We start from the raw sequence: 19,167 nt of genomic DNA, 5'->3' as shown, positions 1-19,167 counted from the left end.
GATAAAGATAAATCCGAACGAGTGATTTGATAAAAATCTAACTCGTTCGGATTGTGAATTTTTGGTACAAAAGCTTAATCCATATATTAAGCACGTTCTAGCTGTTGACTGGAGTGCAAGACGAAGACTCCTCCGGGAAAGTAGAAAAGCAAAAGGGCTTTGACCAGGGGCGACAAGCATAAGACGAGTATACCGGAAAGGCGTTTTTTGCCTTTTTGGTAGGCTTGACTTATGACTTCGAGCCCCTAAGCCCTGTAGCTGGACAGCTTTGGGACACGAGGAGGCTCGCCTTCCGCCCGAGGAAAGCGAAGTCTTGCACGGAATCGGGCAGTGGTGTAACACGTGATCTTATAGTTCGTCTTTAGAATGTATAGATTTAGTTATGTACCAGCCTTCCATTTGATATTTCGACTGAGTGATCAAAGAAACCAAAACGTACATGAAAAAGGAGATGATGATCGGAAATACCACAGTATGCATATCCAGATAGTTCGGGGCAAAGCTATGGAATAAAATATACGCGATAAGGCCGGAAATCATTGAAGATAAGGCACCATGCCCATTCCCCTTTTTCCAGTAGAGCCCAAGTACGATTGGCCAGATAAACACAGCTTCAAGACCTCCGAATGAAAATAAATTAAGCCAAATGATCAATTCAGGCGGACTCAGTGCCATAAGAAACACGAGAATCCCGGTAATACCCGTCACCCAGAAACTGATCGCCTTAATCTGTTTTTCTTTGGCATCATGATTGATGAAATTCATATAAACATCTTTTACAATGGCTGACGATACGATCAACAGCAATGAATCCACAGTCGACATAATCGCTGCCATAGGGGCAGCCAGTACAATTCCTGCAAGCGGAGGAGGAAGCACTTCTAATGCAAGAAGCGGCATGACCTTATCCGCTACCTCGATCCCCGGAACCACCACTCTTGCAAGCACACCGATAAGATGCATGCCAAGCATGATCGAGCCCACGACAATCGTGCCGATAACCAAGGCTCTGTGCAGGGACCGGGAATTCTTGTAACTCATGGCCCTTACTGCTACTTGGGGAAGTCCAACAACACCAACTCCGACTAAGATCCAGAAAGAAGAAATATACCTGGCACTCAATTCACCGTTCGGCCCATAAGGACTTAATAAATTCGGATTTTCAGCTTGCAATTCCAGCATGATCTTCTCCATGCCGCCACCGGCAATGATGGTGGCAACAAGGAGAATGATGGTCCCTCCAAGCATCACAACTCCCTGCAATGCATCTGTGATGGCAACCGCCCTGAAACCTCCGATTATCACATAAACCAGAACGGATACGGCAAAAAGGAACAGAGCCGCTTCGTAACTTAACCCCGTTAAGGATTCAATAAGCCGTGCTCCCCCCACCCATTGGGCAATCATCGCAGAAAATAAAAACAAGATAATACTAATGGCAGATAGGATGGTAATCTTCTTGCTTCCGTACCGTCCCTGTAAATAATCAATCAATGTAACAGCTTTATATTTCCGTGACATGATGGCAAACTTCTTCCCGAGTATAAGAAGAACAAAGTATCCTGTCACAACCTGGCTCATGGCAAGAAGCACCCATGATAACCCATATGTATAAGCAGCTCCCGGACCACCAATGAAGCTGCTGGCACTACCATAGGTAGCGATCATCGTCATGGCCAGGATAAATCCTCCAAGTTGGCGGCCACCCAGAAAATATTCCTGTACAAACGAATCTGATTTACTTACATTTCTAGCCGTATAAATTCCCACTATAAAGATCAAAATTAAAAAGGCAAATAAAGGTATCAATGCAATACTATTCATGTTCATTCTCCTCGTCGTCAAAAGGAATATCAGTAAGAAGATATTTTACGACAACGATTACTAAAATGACCATAAGGAGAAATCCAATGATGCAGCTATAGAAGAACCATGCAGGCATTCCTAAGATCCAATCGTAATCTGAAACAGGCTGTCCACCGAGTCCAAATGCAAAGCCATACCACCATAAGAAATTTATAAGAACGAGTGCAATACCAATCAATGCTTCGTGGTTGGCAATCCGGAACCGTTTGTCGAGTTTATGATTCACTTCCTTTATCCCTCCTTTAAATAAACATCCTTTAACAATTTACGACAGGATGATAGGAAATGCAAGAAAAAGGCAGGCCTGAAGTATCTGCTTCAGGCCTGCCTTTACGAACTAATAAAAGGGGGTTTTTCATGAACCATTCTCTCTATCTGAAAGAGGGGGAACTCTTTTATTAAATGAGAATGATTTTCAATATCATTGTAATCTCTCCACTTTGAAATGTCAACATAAAAAGATAATCATCACAAAGGGAAATTTTGGTGAATTGCTAAATGAATTATGGTAAAATTCTAAATTGTACTCACGATATAAAGAGATAGAATGAGGGGGAATGACAGTGAGAGCAAATTTTAAGGCATTTGGAATACCATTTATGCTGGTCCTTCTATTAATAGGAGCACTATTCTTTCATCAACTGCTGAAAGTCAAACAACAACCGGATCCGGATTGGAGCAGGTCAATTCCTTTGGGCTATACCTCGGAAGAACGTCCCCTTGCCTTTTATGGTGATGAAGCACTCTTCTTAGCAAGTAATGGAAAGGTAGATCAGTTTTCTTTCGATGAATCATTGAATCCCACGAAAGGTATCACCCTTAACACCAGTGTTACAAGGGGCCAACCTTTTTGGACAGACGGTAGTATGGTCATACAAGTGAAGGATGAACAGTTAGTTTCAACCAAGGACAATGAAGACAAGATACTTGATGATAAAGTTACTGGTATCAGCACATCATCTAATGCCATCTATTATTGGAAACAACAGACTCTGTATTCTCTTACTCCAAACGATTTATCTAGTAAAGAAGTTTTCCGATTCCCTGGCGAAGTCCTGGAAGCCTATATCGGAAACGACGGAAGTGTATTATTACAAATCAGGCAGGATGATGCTCATTCCCACCTATATTATATGGATGATGGGTTAAAGCTAGTGAAGAGCCCTTTTGCAGTTGTAAATACATCAACAAATCACCATATTAACGGTTTATCTTTTGTAAAAGAAAACGGGCAAATGACTGTATTATACAATGAAGAGATGCGTGCTCAAGGAACATTGTCTTATAAGATATTGAAGTTGCAAACCTCCATTGCCGATATAGGAAAGTCGATTGTGAAGCCTTTAAAAATTGAATTTACGAACGTTCAATCAGGTTTTAAATTGCAAAGTCCGAGATCCGTCCAATTTGCTTCCTTTCATGGAGAACCATCCATTTTCTTCACATCCGAGAGCCATCGTGTAGGGGGGCAAAATGCCATCGGACTTTACGTATCACCTTTCAGTGATTCCAACCAGTTTGGTGCTACGCCTGTCAATACAACCAAGCATTTTACATATTCACCTATTCAGATTACAGATAAGAGTATCGCGTGGCTTGATTATGACGGTGATTACTATGAGTTGTTTGGTGCCTCACAAGATGAAAAAGCCATTGTCAAAAGTACGAAGTGGTCGAAACGAAGCGTAAAAGAAGCCGTAAATAATGCTGTTCTCATGCTGTTCAGCAGCTTAATCACTATATTGGTTTCTTTTTATTGGGTCCTTCCTTCCCTGTTTGTCTTAATTCTTCTTTATATGTTCAAACCGAATATTTTTGAAAAAGAAGATATTAACTGGGTAGAATATGCCTCTATCATTCTTTTCATCCTCATGCCATTGACATTCATTGGTAAAGCGATGGGGGATTATTTCTATTTGTCCGCTCCTGAATATCTCACCTTTACAGGAAGTGAGTACATCTTACTACTAATCATTAGCGCCCTTACTGCGTTTCTTTGGAAAATTGGAAGAAATCCTGACTGGGGTACATTTGGGGGAGCATTTTATTTCATGGGGATTTATATTCTTCTTTATGTCACATCCATCGGTCCATATATTTTTAATTTATTTTAATATAAAAACGCTCAGTCTATCCTGAGCGTTTTTTCATACTACTTTTTTTCTTCTTTCCAATGTTTACGTTTATAGAAATACATGTAAATCGTGATACAAAGGGTCAGCCAGGCTCCACCGGCAGTGAATCCCCCGAGAATATCACTCGGATAATGGACACCGAGATACACCCTGCTGAATCCAATCATTACGACCAATGTAGCCACTAGTACGACACTGGCCCACTTATAACGTTTATGATCAAAAGCACGAAAAAGGATGAATGCAAGGGAACCATAGAATATAAACGAACTCATTGAATGACCACTGGGAAAGCTGTAGCCCCCCTGTTGAATCAATGCCTCAATATCCGGGCGCTCCCGTTTGAATACCCATTTTAATAATCCATTAAATCCAGCTCCTGTGAGGATGGTAACTGCCACGAATAAAGCAAGGGGGTACTTTTTCTGGAAGAGAAGAATGAGTACAGCACATACGGTAAAAATCGTGATTCCCTTTATTCCTCCCAAAAAAGTGATGGAAGTCATGATTTCCGTTAACTTCGGTGATATCGTGCCCCTGACAATCTCGAATACCCCATTATCAAATTGGGCAATTTCATTTTCTTTCCATTCTTCCACTATTGATACAAACCCCCACGTGAATACAATCAAACACAATAGGGATACAGCGACAAAGACGCCTTGTTTAATGTGTTTCTCTTTCAAGACTTCTCCCTCTCTCTTTTAACTCACGACTTACCTTTTATTGAACTTTTTTCTTTGAAGTCGTTTTCTTTTTAGTTGGCTTCTTTGCCTTTTTGGGCTTGGACGAATCAATGGACGCTTGCAGCGCGGCCATTAAATCCGTCACATTCTCTTTTGGTTCTCTTTCTTTTGATGTTACCATCTGTTCACCAGTTTGTTTCGACTCTATCAATTGACTTAGTCTTTCGCGATACTGATCTTTATAATGTTCCGGTTGGAATTCGGTGGTCAGTTGATCAATGAGCATCGTAGCTGTATTCAGTTCCTTTTCCGTGATTTCATCTTCTTCCGGAACATTCGGGACATCACCGGTTCCTCTTACCTCATCGGGATAATGGATGGTTTCCATGACGAGTGTTTGCTCATATACGCGTACGATGGAAAGCTGTTCTTTCGATCGCATCGTGATTTTGGCAATCCCTACTTTTCCGGATTCCTGAAGTGCTTTCCGTAAAAGAGAATATGCCTTCTTTCCGCCTTCATTAGGCGAAACGAAATAACTTCGATCATAGAATATCGGATCGATTTCCTCCATCTTAATAAAGTCCACGATCTCCACAGCCTTGTCACCACTAGCCTCTTTTAACTCCTTTAGTTCATCATCTTCAAGCACCACAAATTTACCTTTCGTTACCTCATAGCCCTTTACAATATCGTTTTGGTCCAATTCTCTTTCGCAGGCAGGACATACTTTTTCATATTTGATAGGAGTATGACATTCTTTATGAAGTGAACGAAGCTTAATATCTCGATCTTCTGTAGCAGAATGAAGTTTTATGGGGATGTTCACCAGTCCAAAACTGATGGAGCCCTTCCAAATTGTATGCATATCTTTCAATACCCTCCTTAACATAAACTAATCCCTTATCCATATCATTTAATTTCCCAACACTCTTCATCCCCTTAAACTTATGGAAATAAATCAGCACCCAAGGGGATACACTACTATTAAAAATCAAGGTGAAAAAAAATGAAACCCATGCTCCCTATATTACGTCAGGAACTACCCACAGGAAATGATTGGCATTATGAAGTGAAATATGATGGATTCCGCGGACTTCTCACCGTTCAATCCGAAGATCAAATAAGCCTCCAAAGCAGGAATGGAAAAGATCTGCTGCGTCACTTTCCTGAGATCAAGGAGCAAATTAACGTATTAATGGAAGAATTTGCTTTCCCCGTCCCTCTCGTCTTAGACGGAGAGGTTGTGTTATTACGCTCTTCCTTCAGTACCGAGTTCCAGGAACTTCAGGTAAGGGGCAGAATGCGTAATGAGCAAAAAATTCATGATGCTGCGGCCAGAAGACCTGTCACTTTTCTGGCATTTGATTTACTACAGTATGAGAAAACATCATATGTAAAGGCACCATACCTAACGAGAAAAGAGAAATTGAAGGAATTATTCACTTTGCTTCATCTGCCTTTAGACCCCGCTCCATCCCACCCGATGATTTTACAAATGGTCCCTTTTTATAATGACCAGGAGAAATTATGGAAGCTCGTTGTGAATGAAGAAGGAGAAGGGCTTGTCGCAAAGAGGAGTCAGAGTAAATGGGAAACCGGTAAGCGAAGTACGAACTGGATCAAAACGAAAAACTGGAAACATTGTCAATGTTTTATCACTGCATTGGATGAGGCTAATGATTATTTTCACATCGGTGTATTCAATAATGAACAAATCATGCCGATCGGCTTATTTCATTTCGGTCTTTCAGCTGAAGAGAAAAAAACTTTGAAAGCTACGATTAAACAAAATAGCATAAATAAGAAGAACTCTCTTTATTACATAGATCCGGCAATCACTGTGGAAATCTCATATCTCCATATGCACGAGGGAAAGCTTCGCGAACCACATTTTAAGCAGTTTTTATTTTCCACTCCATCGGAAACTTGCACATTTAATCAATTTAGGTTGGATGAAGCCGCTCTTCCACGAGGGGTGGATATCACTCACCCAGAAAAGCCACTGTTTCAAGAGTGTCCAATGACGAAGCTGGATTATATCCGGTACCTCCGAGAGTTGTCCGTTGTGATTTTGCCGTTCTTAAAGGACCGTCCCTTAACCTGTATCCGATATCCTCACGGGGTCTTCGGTGAGTCTTTTTACCAAAAAAATACTCCTGACTACTCCCCATCCTTTGTTGAAATACACAAGGAGGCAGCTATCCATTATACTCTATGCAATAATCTTGAAACTTTGATTTGGCTAGGAAATCAGCTGGCACTGGAATTTCACGTTCCCTTTCAAAAAGCAAAAGAAAAATTTGTCAATGAAGTCGTTTTTGACCTGGATCCGCCCAGCAGGGATCATTTTTCACTTGCTGTTAAAGCGGCGGTGATTATGAAAGGATTATTTGACGGATTAAACCTCCATAGTTATGTTAAAACGTCAGGAAATAAAGGACTTCAGGTGTATATCCCCCTCCCTCCCGGATACACATGGGAGGACACAAGCTTATTTACTGAATTCATTGCTCACTATCTTGTGAACAATTATCCTGAAGATTTCACGATCGAGCGTCTAAAAAAGAACCGGAAAGGCAGACTGTATGTGGATTATATTCAACACGGAGAAGGTAAAACCATTATCGCCCCCTATTCATTAAGGGGGAATGAAAAGGCTTTGGTCGCAACTCCCCTGTGGTGGTATGAAGTAAATGATGATCTGCATCCGGAACTCTTTACCATTGATGTCGTCCTAAGAAGATTTCAAGAGCAGGGATGTCCGTTCACTGGTTATGAACGGGAAAAAAATCACCAGCCCTTTGACAAAGTAATTGATTTTTTGAACAAGCAATCTAAAAGTCAAAAAGAGGGTACCCCCAAAAAATAGGGGCACCCTCTTTTAGTCTTTCCTTCGTTTCTCAGGCACTCATGAACACTTTACTTTCCACGATTGACTTGGCATGTTTTTGTAAAAGGTCATACGTTCCCTCTTCAGTGAAGTTTTGTCTTGAGACTTCACAATACTTCTCGGGGCGGGAAAGGGACAATTCAATTCGGGATCGATACAGATACGTTGCATTTCCAATCAATTCCATATTGTATCTGCCTTCACCCAAATCGTTTACAACAACACGTACTTTTCCTCCGTTATTGTAAACATCGATTTCCTTGCCGAATTCATTCAGCTGCAGTAAGCATGTGACAAGACTCGAAGCAGACATAGCTGTACCACATGCATTTGTGAAGCCGACGCCTCTTTCAAATGTCCGGACATAGATTGATCCGGTTTCCAAGGGGTGGACGAAACTCACATTGACCCCATCTGGAAAGAGATTATTGGGTCCATTCACCGTTTCTGCAATGGTCTTCTGCTCATTAGAGAGAATATGCTCTGTGCTGACGACACTGATCAAATGAGGGTTCGGAACTGCCAATGCAGAAAATGTTAAGCGATCCGATATGCCGGGGATCGTGTCATTTACTAAAGTCTCACGATCCATGTTCATCGGCAGTTGATCCAACTCAAAAAGGACAGGAGAAATCTGAACATTATACGTCGGTATGTTCTCAAAAATGGATTCCTGTGAAGATACACGGAGGTCCGCTTTCATCGTTTGGACAACAATGGTCTCTTTGTCAAGCAGCTCACAAACATAGCGTCCTACACATCGCAGTCCATTTCCACACATAGATGCCTCTGAACCATCTGCGTTGAAAACACGCATCTTGGCATCACAATTTTCGCTTGATAATACAAAAAGGATTCCATCTGCCCCGAGACCCGACTTACGATCACATAATGCAAGGGCAAGATTTTGTCTGGCTTCTTCCGTAAAATCATATCCATTCGTCATTTCATCAATAAGTAAAAAGTCATTTCCGGAACCATGACATTTTAGTAGATTCAAGTCCATCGTGAATCCCTCCACGGTAATTTACTAGTAAGCTATTCATAATAGTCTTAGCTTGCCACAAACAAGCTGTTTTCGCAATCATATTTTATCAATAAAAAAGGTTCTTAGTTGATTTATTCCCTTCATTTGGAGACAATGGTAACGGTGATGTTCATGAAGGAAGAATACCGTTTCCGCTTTCAAGTTCATAAAGTAGAAGAATCGAGTGATGAATACCAGTCCATGGAAGTGACTGTGCTTGCCCGAATCATCAATGATAAAAAAGACCTCCTATATGAAGGTCTTTTTCGAGTACGATTCAATACTATCGGGATCTACCCCTTCCCTCGAGATGTGGCCCGGCAGGTTTTTTCAAAACACCTGCAGCGGCTGCTTCTCATGGAATTGAAACGATATATTAAACCACAGAGAAAATATCTTACTCCAGGGGAATATAAACCCATATGGTAGGGTCATGCCTCCGTCACTTCCTGGTTCAAAAGCTCTTCCGCCCATTTACAGGAATGATGGTAGCTTTCCATCACATCCCTTTTATTTAAATTTAATTCAGTGATTTTTAGTTCAATGTTTGTCCATTCCGCCTTTTCAATAGAGACGACGAGCTCGAGAATCTGCTTAAGGTGATTCCTGGCACCCGTTAAAGCACTGCAGATATCGTCATTCAAAGGCAAATCCTTCAGGATGCGATCAATCGGCATGGATAAAATGGTGTCCATCAAGGAAAACATTCCAGTCAGGAAATAACTTGATTTCAATGATGCCCGGTTATGTTTTTCTGCGAGCAGCTCACACATCTTAGCCCTCGTTAAACATAATGTAATCACTTCATTTTCCAGTTGTCTCCTTTTTCCCACCTGTTCCCTGACAGCCAATACGTATATCCATCGCTTGATTTCCAGGAGACCTAAAAGAACAATGGCCTGACGAATAGAATGAATCTTATGCTTTGGGCGGTAAGCAGGGGAGTTGATCAATTTTAACAATTTATACGATAGGGAAAGGTCCTGTTCAATCAACTGACTAATCCTGTCAATGCTCGGTTCGGTCATTTCAAGACTCTGTATAATGGAATAATAAGAGTGAAAATACGTTGGGACATCATGAGTGGCTATAATCTTCGGCTTACTGAAGAAATACCCTTGATAATAATGATACCCCTTCTCCATTGCTTCTTCATATTGTCCCTCTGTCTCTACTTTTTCTGCGAGAAGCCTATATCCCAATAAACTGGAAAGTATTTCAATACTGCTCCGTTCGTCTTCAGTCGTATTCATGAAATCGACCTTCACATAGTCCGCTAATTTCATCAAATCCCTGTAATATGGATTCAATTCATTAAATATGAAATCGTCCAATGCAATTTTATATCCCAATTCTTTTAATTCTGTACAAACCAAAAGTACATCAGGATCCGGAATCACACTTTCGAGAATCTCCACGACTATTTCCCTTGGATTAAAGTATGTCGGGACTCTCAGCTTAAGAAGATTTTCTGTAAAATTAATAAAACAGGGTTTACCGGCTGACAGGCTTTCAAGACCAATATTCAAATAACTGTTTATGATAACATCCGCAGTTGCCTGGTCCCCATCGATATCAGGAAACATATTTATTTCATTGTTCCTGTAAAGAAGCTCATACGCCACCGTTTGTTGATTACGATCAAAAATAGGCTGCCTGGCTACAAATACTTCCATCAAAATCACTCCTGCTTTATCCCTGATCAACATATATATAAATAGTCAAAAAGTTTCATATTTTATGTTAATAATAACAATAATCATGTGAAAAGTCCACGAAATTTGGCAGTTGTTGTAAAATTAAAGGGTAGGGTCGAAGTCATTCCTGATGAAAGGGAGTGGTTTTTATGCCAAATATGAAAAACCCAAGTAGATAGCCATCACCACGATTTTTCTCGGAATGATGGGCAACTCCACTTGAGTCCTTTTCAGCTTTTAATGGATCGAATGAACAAAGAAATTCATTAGAAACAAAGCAGCGATAATATATAGAGGAATGGATACTTCTCGTGCTTTTCCTGTTGCCAATTTCAAAACTGGATACAGAATAAACCCGATGGCAATCCCGTCCGCAATACTGTACGTAAACGGAATCATCGCGATAATAAAAATGGCGGGAAATGCCTCTGTCAGATCACGAAGATCCATATGCCTGATATTTTGAATCATCAAGCCTCCGATGATGATGAGAATCGGGGCGATGGCATGATCAGGAATCCACTTTAAATACGGAATAAACAACACAGATCCCAAAAATAAAACACCCGTCGTCAAACTCGTCAAGCCAGTTCTGCCACCTGCTGTCATGGCTGCAGCACTTTCGACAGTCGAGACAGTGGGACTTGTCCCAAAAAATCCAGATGTAAAGGCTGAAAAAGCATTTGCCTGAAAGGCTTTGGGATATTTATGAGGTTGATCGATCATATCCATATGTCCATGAACGAGACCAATGTTTTCAAATACCAAGACCATTGTGACGGAAAAAACCGCAATCCAAAACGGTATCTCCATAATGGCACTAAAGGATATTTGACCGAAAACCTGACTGTATTCACTTAATTGGAAAGAACTTGATTGAATCGACGGTTCAATGCCAAAGATGAATCCCAGGATGGTTCCGAAAGCTATACTCCATAAAAATTGACCTTTTACATTGCGAATAAAAAGAAAAATCGTTACCAGGAATGTCAGCACCGTTGCCAACACCTTCAGTTCCCCAAAATCACCAATCATGATAATGGCACTGTCCCCTCTTTGAATGAGACCGCCTTTTTCAAGACCGATAAACATCAAAAACATCCCTAATCCTACGGTAATGGCTTCTTTTAATGTTTTGGGAATGGCTTCCGATAATACTTTTGAAAGCTTTGTAAATGCAATAATCATAAAGAGTATGCCTGAAATCACTACGACAGCTAAAGCTTCCTGCCACGTAAGGCCAGATGATTTAACGAGGGTGAACGTAAACATCGCATTAATTCCCATGCCTGGAACCAAAAGGATCGGTGCATTTGCCCAAAAGGCCATCACCAAACATCCGACGAAGGAAGCAAGTATCGTTGCCATAACCGCTCCTTCAAATGGAATTCCAGCTTCAGAAAGAATTAAAGCATTCACAGCGATAATGTAGACAATCGTAAAATAACCGATAGCACCTGCCATCATCTCCTGCTTCATCGTGGTACCGTGATTCTTTAACTGAAATATACCTCCACGTGCTTTCATATTATAATCTTCCTATAAAACTGCCCTCTCCCTACCCGCTCCTCCCTATTAAAGGGGAGCCACAAAATACTATTTTAGCAAAAGGTCTGACGTTTGCCAATATGTATTTTCAAGCGCTAAACGTGGAACTATACAATATAGACTTTACTTTATACATTTCCCAAGGTCCGTCCCTTAAAAAAAAGCCTTGTCTCCAGAAATGTCAGGAGCAAGGCTTTTCGATTTCTTACTTATCGATTTCGCGGATCAGGTTGGCCATTTCAATAGCTGATACTGCGGCTTCCCATCCTTTGTTCCCGGCTTTTGTACCGGCTCTTTCGATTGCCTGCTCGATTGTGTCTGTTGTCAGTACTCCAAAAATGACGGGTACCTCTTCCTGCAGGCTGAGGTTGGCAACTCCTTTCGCCACCTCTCCGCTTACGTATTCAAAATGAGCGGTTGCTCCTCGGATGACTGTTCCAAGTGTAATAACGGCATCGTAATTTCCTGAACGGGCAAGCTTTTTAGCGATCATGGGTATTTCAAATGCTCCTGGAACCCACGTGACAGAGACATCTCCCAATTCAACTCCGTGTCGCTTTAAAGCATCTTCCGCTCCACCTAACAGCTTAGATGTGATGAATTCATTGAAACGTGAAACGACAATAGCAACTCTTAACCCTGATCCTACTAAATTACCCTCATAAATTGTTTTCATTTTGTGTTCCTCCTAAAATTTAAGTATATGTCCAAGTTTTGCGTGCTTTGTTTTTAAATACTTTTCGTTTTCAAGTTTCGCCGGCATTTGGATCGGTACACGATCTAGAATTTCTAATCCGTATCCATTGATCCCGGCAATTTTTCGAGGGTTATTTGTCAATAAACGCATCTTTGTTATGCCTAAATCCCTCAATATCTGTGCTCCGATTCCATATTCCCTCAAATCGTCGCCAAAGCCCAGTTTTTGATTGGCTTCAACGGTGTCATAGCCTTCTTCCTGGAGTTTATAGGCTTTTAATTTATTGATTAATCCAATACCACGTCCCTCTTGCCTCATATACAGAAGGACTCCTTTTCCTTCTTCTTCAATCTGGGTAAGGGCTGTCGCGAGCTGCGGCCCACAGTCACAGCGATTTGATCCAAATACGTCTCCTGTCAGGCATTCAGAGTGCACCCTGACAAGCACGTCTTCATCCTCAGACCATACACCCTTCACAAGGGCGATATGCTCTTTTCCAGTAAGGTTTTCCGTATAAGCTACCGCTTTGAAGTTTCCGAATTCAGTAGGAAGCTCAATCTCCACTTCTCTTGTCACAAGCTTCTCCTTTTTCCTTCTATACCGGATCAGGTCTTCAATAGAGATGATCTTTAGCTCCCACTTATCGGCAAGTTCCATTAATTCCGGCACCCTCGCCATCGTTCCGTCTTCATTCATAATTTCACAAATGACACCTGATGGATGTGCCCCTGAGAGAACCGCCAAATCGATGGCTGCTTCTGTGTGGCCAGCCCTTTTTAATACCCCGCCTTTTTTGGCGACGAGGGGAAACACATGTCCCGGCCTTTTGAAATCTTCCGGCGCTGAAGCGGGATTTAGTAATTCCTGAATCGTAGCAGATCTTTCAAAAGCACTGATCCCAGTCGTTGCCGATTTATGATCAACAGAAATGGTAAAGGCCGTTCCATGGGGATCGGTGTTTGACGTCGTCATTGGTGAAAGCTTTAACTTTTGTGCAAGATCTTCGGTTATCGGTGCACATATCAAGCCCCTTCCCTCTTTTGCCATAAAATTAATGACTTCAGGTGTTGCTTTATCAGAGAGGGCAATAAAGTCTCCTTCATTTTCGCGATTTTCATCATCGACGACAATGACAACTTTACCTGCTTGTAAATCTTCCAGTGCTTCTTCAATCTTATTAAACATGGGGCAACCCCTCCTCTTAGTCAGCGAAACCATTTTGAGTTAAAAAATCATAGCTGATGGTGTTTGACGTGCTTTTTGACTGTTCCCTCGCTTCATAGAAGCGATGAAAATACTTTGCCATCATGTCACATTCAATATTGACACGATCTCCTACTTTCTTCTCACCTAACACTGTGTCTCCTCTCGTTTGAGGAATCAACGATATGGTTATCGAATTATTTTTAACATCGAATATGGTAAGGGAAGTGCCGTCTATTGCGACAGATCCCTTCATGATGAACAAATGACTCTGATGTGCCGGAATGGAGATGTCCATATACCAGGCATTTTCCACTTTCTCTATCCTCATAATGGTACCGATCCCATCTACATGACCGTTGACGAAATGCCCTCCGAATCGACCGTTTGCTGCCATGGCTCTCTCAAGGTTCACTTTCGAACCACTGGAAAGGGTCTGCAATGTTGTCCCCTCAAAGGTTTCAGGCATTATGTCAACACGGAACTGTCGTGTGCTGAATGAAGTGACGGTTAAACAAACCCCGTTTACACTGATGCTGTCCCCGATATGGACATCTTCGAGGATGCCGCTCGCGGTAATCGTCAGTTCCATGGAAGCGGAAGATTTCTTTATATGTTCGATTGATCCAATTTCTTCAATGATTCCTGTAAACATCCTTCTCCCCCTATCACATAGGTTCACTTTTAGGCAGTGCTACAATTTTGATATCTTCTCCTACACGATCAACGGTGGCTATCTCCATTTCCAACCCTTCTGCAATGGTCGGGAATCCTTCTCCTCCAAAACTAGGAAGGGCAGTGTTCCCGCCTACAAGCTTCGGGGACATATACATTATCAATTCCTGAAAGGCTTTGTTTTTTAAAAAAGCGGAATGAATGGCAGAACCACCTTCTACATATAGGGAAACAATATTCCTGGTACCGAGTTCTTTTAGGACAGTGTGAATACCTATCTTTTCTTCTGTCAGAGAAATGATTTCACATCCTCTGTCGATAAAGGGTTTCTTTTGTTCTTCGTTGACTGAATTGCCTGTAAAGATGATGGTTCTACTTTCTAAATCCTCCACGACATGAGAGTGGATCGGTGTACGTAAAAAGGTATCTAATATGATTCGAATGGGGTTTTTTCCACCTTGGGGCAAACGGGTGGTAAGGTGTGGGTTATCTTGAATAACAGTATTGACTCCTACTAATATCGCGTCATGCCGGTGACGATCATAGTGGACATCGGTTCTTGAGGCTTCAGAAGTAATCCATTTGCTGTCTCCTGAAGCTGAAGCGGTTTTCCCGTCTAATGTTACGGCTGTTTTTAGCGTAACATATGGGCTACCATTTTGAATGAAATGAAAAAAGTGCTTATTTAGTTCGCGGGCTTCTTCCTCAAGCTCCCCAACGACTACTTCAATGCCTGCATCTCTCAACTGTTGAATTCCCCGTCCAGCTACTAAAGGATTTGGATCCCGGGTGGCGATATGGACTCTCTTTACACCGCTCGAGATAAGCAATCGTGAGCAGGGAGGTGTTTTCCCGTAGTGGGAACACGGTTCAAGGGTAATGTAAACGTCGCTTCCTTTCGCTTTGTCTCCTGCAGTCTTTATGGCATGTACTTCTGCATGACCTTTTCCCGCTTTCAGATGAGCACCCATCCCGACAATTTCTCCATTTTTAACCACTACAGCTCCTACCATAGGATTTGGAGAGGTCTGACCCTGGGTAGACTCAGCCATTGAAAGGGCAAGCTTCATATAATGAGTATAATCCAATTGAAATTCCTCCCTTCTTTACAAAAATCTATTTAGAAATAAAGAAACCCCAAGTAACGTTTTTACTTGGGGGAAGTTGGCATGACTAAATAAAGCATTTAATTTGGTGTTTTAAAAGAAAAAATCATCCATGGATTCTAACTGGACTTCTTTCATCTGCACCAACTAAATACTGCCGTTCCTTCTCCCATCCAGACTTTCACTGTCGGCTTTGGAGTTTCACCAAATCCACCGTCTAATATCTATTAGCCGGGTCACGGACTGAGAGCATTTGCTCATCACCGCCGGTAGGGAATTCCACCCTGCCCCGAAGGAAACCTATTCGATTATCATTATTCTATCATAGTTTCTTAACTGAAATCATGTAAGGAGTCCTAAAATTTTATTTTTGTATTAATCTTTAGAATATGGTATTAGAAACACCTATCTGTTCATGATTGAAGGACACAGGAAACTGTCCAGAATGAACTTCATGAATAAAGAAGAATGCTTCTACTGGATAGAAGCATCCTCCGTTTATTGTGCTAATAGCTTTCTGCATTCTTCCGCACATTCAAAACAAGCTATTGCGCAGTCTTTACAATGATGCTGGTCATGGGAATTGCATTCTGTTCCGCACGCATCACAGATTTCCGCACAGAGAGTCAGCATTTGTTGAACAAATTTACTACTCCGCTCGATGGCATTGATTGTATACGAACATATATCTGCGCACTCCCGATCATATTCAATACACATCATCATGGGTTTTTCTTCCTTTAAGGATGCGTGAAAACATACATTACATGCTTCCTTACACCGTTCTAAAGCCGATAAACATGAATTGTAGTCAGCGTTCATCGTAGCACCTCCGTAATTTCCCTTTTTAGTGTACCCCTATCCGGGAAAAAGGATGAGCTATGATGTGAGAAAATAATCCCTGTCTACGTACCATAGAAAGATCAGGAGCCAATCCAATTCCTCATTATACGTTTCATAAAACGAAACGTAACTGTGGTGTGAATCGAACAGCCGTTGAACACTCTGGGGGAGGTACCCCTTTTGTAAGGACAGATAATTTTTCTCTTTATAGTTTAAGATCCATCTCTTGTTTCCTTTATAGATGAGGATCGTGTCACCTTGTTCACTCTGCCACTCGATAGCGGTCGTGCTCTGATATTTCAGTTGAAACATCATTCTCGTCTTAGGATGATCGATCTTTATGGTTCTGCTCCATTTCGAAAATGATAGTGGTGGCTTATGCTTTCTGTGAAACAAGTATTGCTTAGGGTTATTGATCATGGATGTACGTTGAACAAAATAGTGCGACCACCCGTTGGTCTTTAAGTAATAGGAGCCTTCATTCGTATGGACACCCACCAGTGAATGTTCCGAGACTGGCATTTTTTCAAAATAAAGTCGAAATGCCTTCTTTAGTTCCTTCTTAAGACTATAGCCGAGATAAAGATTTGAAAACGCAGGGATGAAGATCAGCAGGGGAAAATAATATAATTGTTGTGTCACAATAAGCATCCCTACTCCAATGAGAAAATACATGACACTTCGAAATAGTAACGTATATTGTTCATTTTTGTAAATTTGATAGAGGTTCATGAAATGCTCGTCCTTTCAAGGAATCTCTATCATATGTATGTGTATATTCCATAAAAAGAACATATGTCAGGAAAACGCGAGGGATTACCAGAACTCTCATTAACAAATGAGTCGTCAGTTAACCCCTCGCGTTCAATTTAAGAATGGACCAGACTGCCTGACCGGTTCCATTTGACCAACTGCGTCAATTTTGATTCTGCGTCATGGTAGCCCTGCCAGTACAATTCGTCCAGCTTTTGTGGATTTTTTTCAATCCGGCTTACTTTTAAGGGATGCTGCGGCTGGATAATCAAAACATCCCCATTTTGTTCTTTCCTTTCTATTTCCTTAATGGTTTGATTGTAACGCATGTATCGGTTCATCAACGTTTTGTGCAACTCTGGATATTGAGGATACTTTCTTCTCACAAGAAAAGAAAACCTGGAAGGCTTTTTATAATATCCCCTATTCCGAGTCAGGATGACAACATTTTTCTTAAACTCGTCCTCCTCGGCTTTTTTGATGGGAACCGGGTCGCTTATTCCTCCATCAAGGAGGTGGCGTGATGCGAATTCAACAATTGGAGCGACAAATGGAAGAGAGCTTGATGCGCGTATGATAGTAAGAAGATCTTCTCCATAGTCGTTTCTAGAGAAATAGGCTGCTTTCCCTGTATGGCAGTCCGTTGTCCCGACAACGAATTCCGTTCCGTTGGAATGAAAGGCTTTGTAATCGAAGGGAACCAATTTGTTCGGTATTTCATCAAAGACATAATCCATTCCGAATAATTCTCCTGTTTTCCAGTAGTTCCGCCATGATAAATATTTAGGGTCGTGGATGAAATCCACATTCACCTTTTTGTTGCGTCCATTTTGTTTGGACAAATAGGATGCTGCATTGCATGCACCTGCAGAAACTCCGATTACATAAGGGAATTCAATCCCTTTCTCTAGGAAAAATTCCAGCGCTCCCGCCGTGTAAATCCCCCTCATTCCGCCACCTTCAAGAACGAGGCCAGTTTCGTTGATCATCATCTTTTTACCCACCTGCCTTATGCTTTAATAGAAAGTGTTTTACTTCTCGAGGATATAAATGAAAACCAGGCAAATCCCCTATAGGTATCCAGCAGGGAATATATTTCCCTCTACCCCTGTCGACACCGTATTCTTCACCTTGACCCGAACCAAATAAACCACTATATTCTCCCACAAAATAATAGGAATGTGTACTATTTTGCCTGATGGTCATCGCGATGTTCAGATCCCGGACGTTGATCCCCAATTCCTCCTCAGCTTCCCGGATCGCCGTTTCGATTTCTGATTCACCTTCTTCCATACCTCCCCCTGGGATTACATAATACACGCAACCATCCCTTATTCTTTTTATGACAGCAATTTTGCCATCTTCAATGAGGATGATGCCTACACGATGCCTCATAATTGATCCAAAGGTATCAATTTGGCGTCGCACGTTTTCTCATAAAATTCAATGGGTCCTGCTTCTTTTAAAACAGCATACATATATCCTCTTTGCTTCATTCCATGTAACGCAGCGTAAAGGAGCCGTTTTCCCACTCCATGGTACCGGGCTTCAGGCAATACCCCCATTGGTCCGAATATGCCTTTCTTATTCATGTAAACGTCATAAGCAGCAAACCCGACCAATCTCCCTTTTTCTTCTGCTTTCAAAATCGGCAGGCAATCGGAGGATGATTGAAATGCGCTCCTTAACGTTTTGAACCAGCTTTCTCCAAATTGATCTTCAACCCAAGACAGGAAATCTTCTTTCTCATATGATTGAACATTTCTTATTTCAACATTTAGGTCTTCATTACTGTTCCAATCTTTATTCAATAAATTCACGGTTAAATCTCTTGCAGTAGTAACAGATTGAAGGATGCTTCTCCATGGAAGGTCCTTCATTCCCTGTTTCAACTGTGGCTGTTCTGAAAGAAGGGAAAAAAAGGCTTTTATTATATGCCCTTCATTCAGGAAAGTTTGGTTGTACTGGTTCATGATGTCTATCGAGGCAATCCATATTTGACGTGCATAGGAAGATAAAGGCATAGAAAAATATTCGA

Annotated in this window: 19 protein-coding genes and 1 riboswitch; of the genes, 3 read left to right on the top strand and 16 right to left on the bottom strand. The window is 41.4% G+C overall.

The features are described 5' to 3' along the window. Positions 1–348: 348 nt before the first annotated feature. Entirely contained in the window at positions 349–1,824 is a 1,476-nt protein-coding gene (gene panF / locus BAA9072_RS18900; RefSeq protein ID WP_201716234.1) for a sodium/pantothenate symporter, read from the bottom strand. Further along, positions 1,817–2,092, bottom strand: coding sequence for a YhdT family protein (locus BAA9072_RS18895; protein WP_201716233.1), 276 nt, complete (start codon positions 2,090–2,092; stop codon positions 1,817–1,819). The genes panF and BAA9072_RS18895 overlap by 8 nt, the downstream gene beginning before the upstream one ends. 337 nt (positions 2,093–2,429) lie before the next feature. On the opposite strand from BAA9072_RS18895, the gene BAA9072_RS18890 reads away from it, so the two are divergent. Then, complete coding sequence (locus BAA9072_RS18890; RefSeq protein ID WP_201716232.1) at positions 2,430–3,980, top strand: hypothetical protein; 1,551 nt, start codon at positions 2,430–2,432, stop codon at positions 3,978–3,980. A 38-nt stretch (positions 3,981–4,018) separates the two neighbouring features. Here BAA9072_RS18890 and BAA9072_RS18885 read toward each other — a convergent pair whose 3' ends face one another. After that, entirely contained in the window at positions 4,019–4,687 is a 669-nt protein-coding gene (locus BAA9072_RS18885; protein WP_201716231.1) for a phosphatase PAP2 family protein, read from the bottom strand. A gap of 37 nt (positions 4,688–4,724) precedes the next feature. Next, on the bottom strand, positions 4,725–5,555 hold the full coding sequence (gene ku / locus BAA9072_RS18880) for a non-homologous end joining protein Ku (protein ID WP_201716230.1): 831 nt from the start codon (positions 5,553–5,555) through the stop codon (positions 4,725–4,727). A gap of 141 nt (positions 5,556–5,696) precedes the next feature. Here ku and BAA9072_RS18875 point away from each other — a divergent pair, with 141 nt between their 5' ends. After that, complete coding sequence (locus BAA9072_RS18875) at positions 5,697–7,559, top strand: DNA ligase D (RefSeq protein WP_201716229.1); 1,863 nt, start codon at positions 5,697–5,699, stop codon at positions 7,557–7,559. A gap of 31 nt (positions 7,560–7,590) precedes the next feature. Here the strand turns inward: BAA9072_RS18875 and dapF are convergent, their stop codons facing one another. Beyond that, positions 7,591–8,586 carry a diaminopimelate epimerase gene (dapF, locus tag BAA9072_RS18870; RefSeq protein WP_201716228.1) on the bottom strand — a complete coding sequence of 332 codons (996 nt, stop codon included), beginning with the start codon at positions 8,584–8,586 and terminating at the stop codon, positions 7,591–7,593. Positions 8,587–8,721: 135 nt separating this feature from the next. Here dapF and BAA9072_RS18865 point away from each other — a divergent pair, with 135 nt between their 5' ends. Next, positions 8,722–9,036, top strand: a complete 315-nt coding sequence (locus BAA9072_RS18865; protein WP_201716227.1) for a hypothetical protein — start codon at positions 8,722–8,724, stop codon at positions 9,034–9,036. Between the two features lie 2 nt (positions 9,037–9,038). Here BAA9072_RS18865 and BAA9072_RS18860 read toward each other — a convergent pair whose 3' ends face one another. The 11 genes from BAA9072_RS18860 to BAA9072_RS18810 form a co-directional block, all read right to left on the bottom strand. Then, complete coding sequence (locus tag BAA9072_RS18860) at positions 9,039–10,283, bottom strand: EAL and HDOD domain-containing protein (RefSeq protein ID WP_201716226.1); 1,245 nt, start codon at positions 10,281–10,283, stop codon at positions 9,039–9,041. 258 nt (positions 10,284–10,541) lie between these two features. Beyond that, positions 10,542–11,831, bottom strand: a complete 1,290-nt coding sequence (locus tag BAA9072_RS18855) for an NCS2 family permease (RefSeq protein ID WP_201716225.1) — start codon at positions 11,829–11,831, stop codon at positions 10,542–10,544. A gap of 226 nt (positions 11,832–12,057) precedes the next feature. After that, positions 12,058–12,528: a 6,7-dimethyl-8-ribityllumazine synthase gene (gene ribH / locus BAA9072_RS18850; protein WP_201716224.1), complete on the bottom strand. Its 471-nt coding sequence runs from the start codon at positions 12,526–12,528 to the stop codon at positions 12,058–12,060. Between the two features lie 12 nt (positions 12,529–12,540). Next, positions 12,541–13,734, bottom strand: a complete 1,194-nt coding sequence (locus BAA9072_RS18845) for a bifunctional 3,4-dihydroxy-2-butanone-4-phosphate synthase/GTP cyclohydrolase II (protein WP_201716223.1) — start codon at positions 13,732–13,734, stop codon at positions 12,541–12,543. A gap of 16 nt (positions 13,735–13,750) precedes the next feature. Then, a complete protein-coding gene (gene ribE / locus BAA9072_RS18840) occupies positions 13,751–14,407 on the bottom strand; it encodes a riboflavin synthase (protein WP_201716222.1) in 657 nt (218 codons plus the stop codon). Between the two features lie 13 nt (positions 14,408–14,420). After that, the gene (ribD, locus tag BAA9072_RS18835) at positions 14,421–15,497 is read right to left on the bottom strand and encodes a bifunctional diaminohydroxyphosphoribosylaminopyrimidine deaminase/5-amino-6-(5-phosphoribosylamino)uracil reductase RibD (protein WP_201716274.1); all 1,077 of its coding nucleotides are present in this window, start codon (positions 15,495–15,497) and stop codon (positions 14,421–14,423) included. A 193-nt stretch (positions 15,498–15,690) separates the two neighbouring features. Further along, positions 15,691–15,834: riboswitch (FMN riboswitch) on the bottom strand. Between the two features lie 197 nt (positions 15,835–16,031). After that, positions 16,032–16,355, bottom strand: a complete 324-nt coding sequence (locus BAA9072_RS18830) for a four-helix bundle copper-binding protein (protein WP_201716221.1) — start codon at positions 16,353–16,355, stop codon at positions 16,032–16,034. Positions 16,356–16,412: 57 nt separating this feature from the next. Then, a complete protein-coding gene (locus BAA9072_RS18825) occupies positions 16,413–17,108 on the bottom strand; it encodes a hypothetical protein (protein WP_201716220.1) in 696 nt (231 codons plus the stop codon). Between the two features lie 137 nt (positions 17,109–17,245). After that, entirely contained in the window at positions 17,246–18,118 is an 873-nt protein-coding gene (locus BAA9072_RS18820; RefSeq protein ID WP_201716273.1) for a patatin-like phospholipase family protein, read from the bottom strand. A gap of 7 nt (positions 18,119–18,125) precedes the next feature. Then, a complete protein-coding gene (locus tag BAA9072_RS18815) occupies positions 18,126–18,524 on the bottom strand; it encodes an NUDIX domain-containing protein (RefSeq protein WP_201716219.1) in 399 nt (132 codons plus the stop codon). Next, the gene (locus BAA9072_RS18810; RefSeq protein ID WP_201716218.1) at positions 18,521–19,153 is read right to left on the bottom strand and encodes a GNAT family N-acetyltransferase; all 633 of its coding nucleotides are present in this window, start codon (positions 19,151–19,153) and stop codon (positions 18,521–18,523) included. Before BAA9072_RS18810 ends, BAA9072_RS18815 begins: the two co-directional genes overlap by 4 nt. Positions 19,154–19,167: the final 14 nt, after the last annotated feature.

Origin of the sequence: Rossellomorea arthrocnemi (assembly GCF_904424705.1) — a bacterium.
GTDB lineage: Bacteria > Bacillota > Bacilli > Bacillales > Bacillaceae_B > Rossellomorea > Rossellomorea arthrocnemi.
This window is presented reverse-complemented; position numbering and strand designations above follow the sequence as displayed.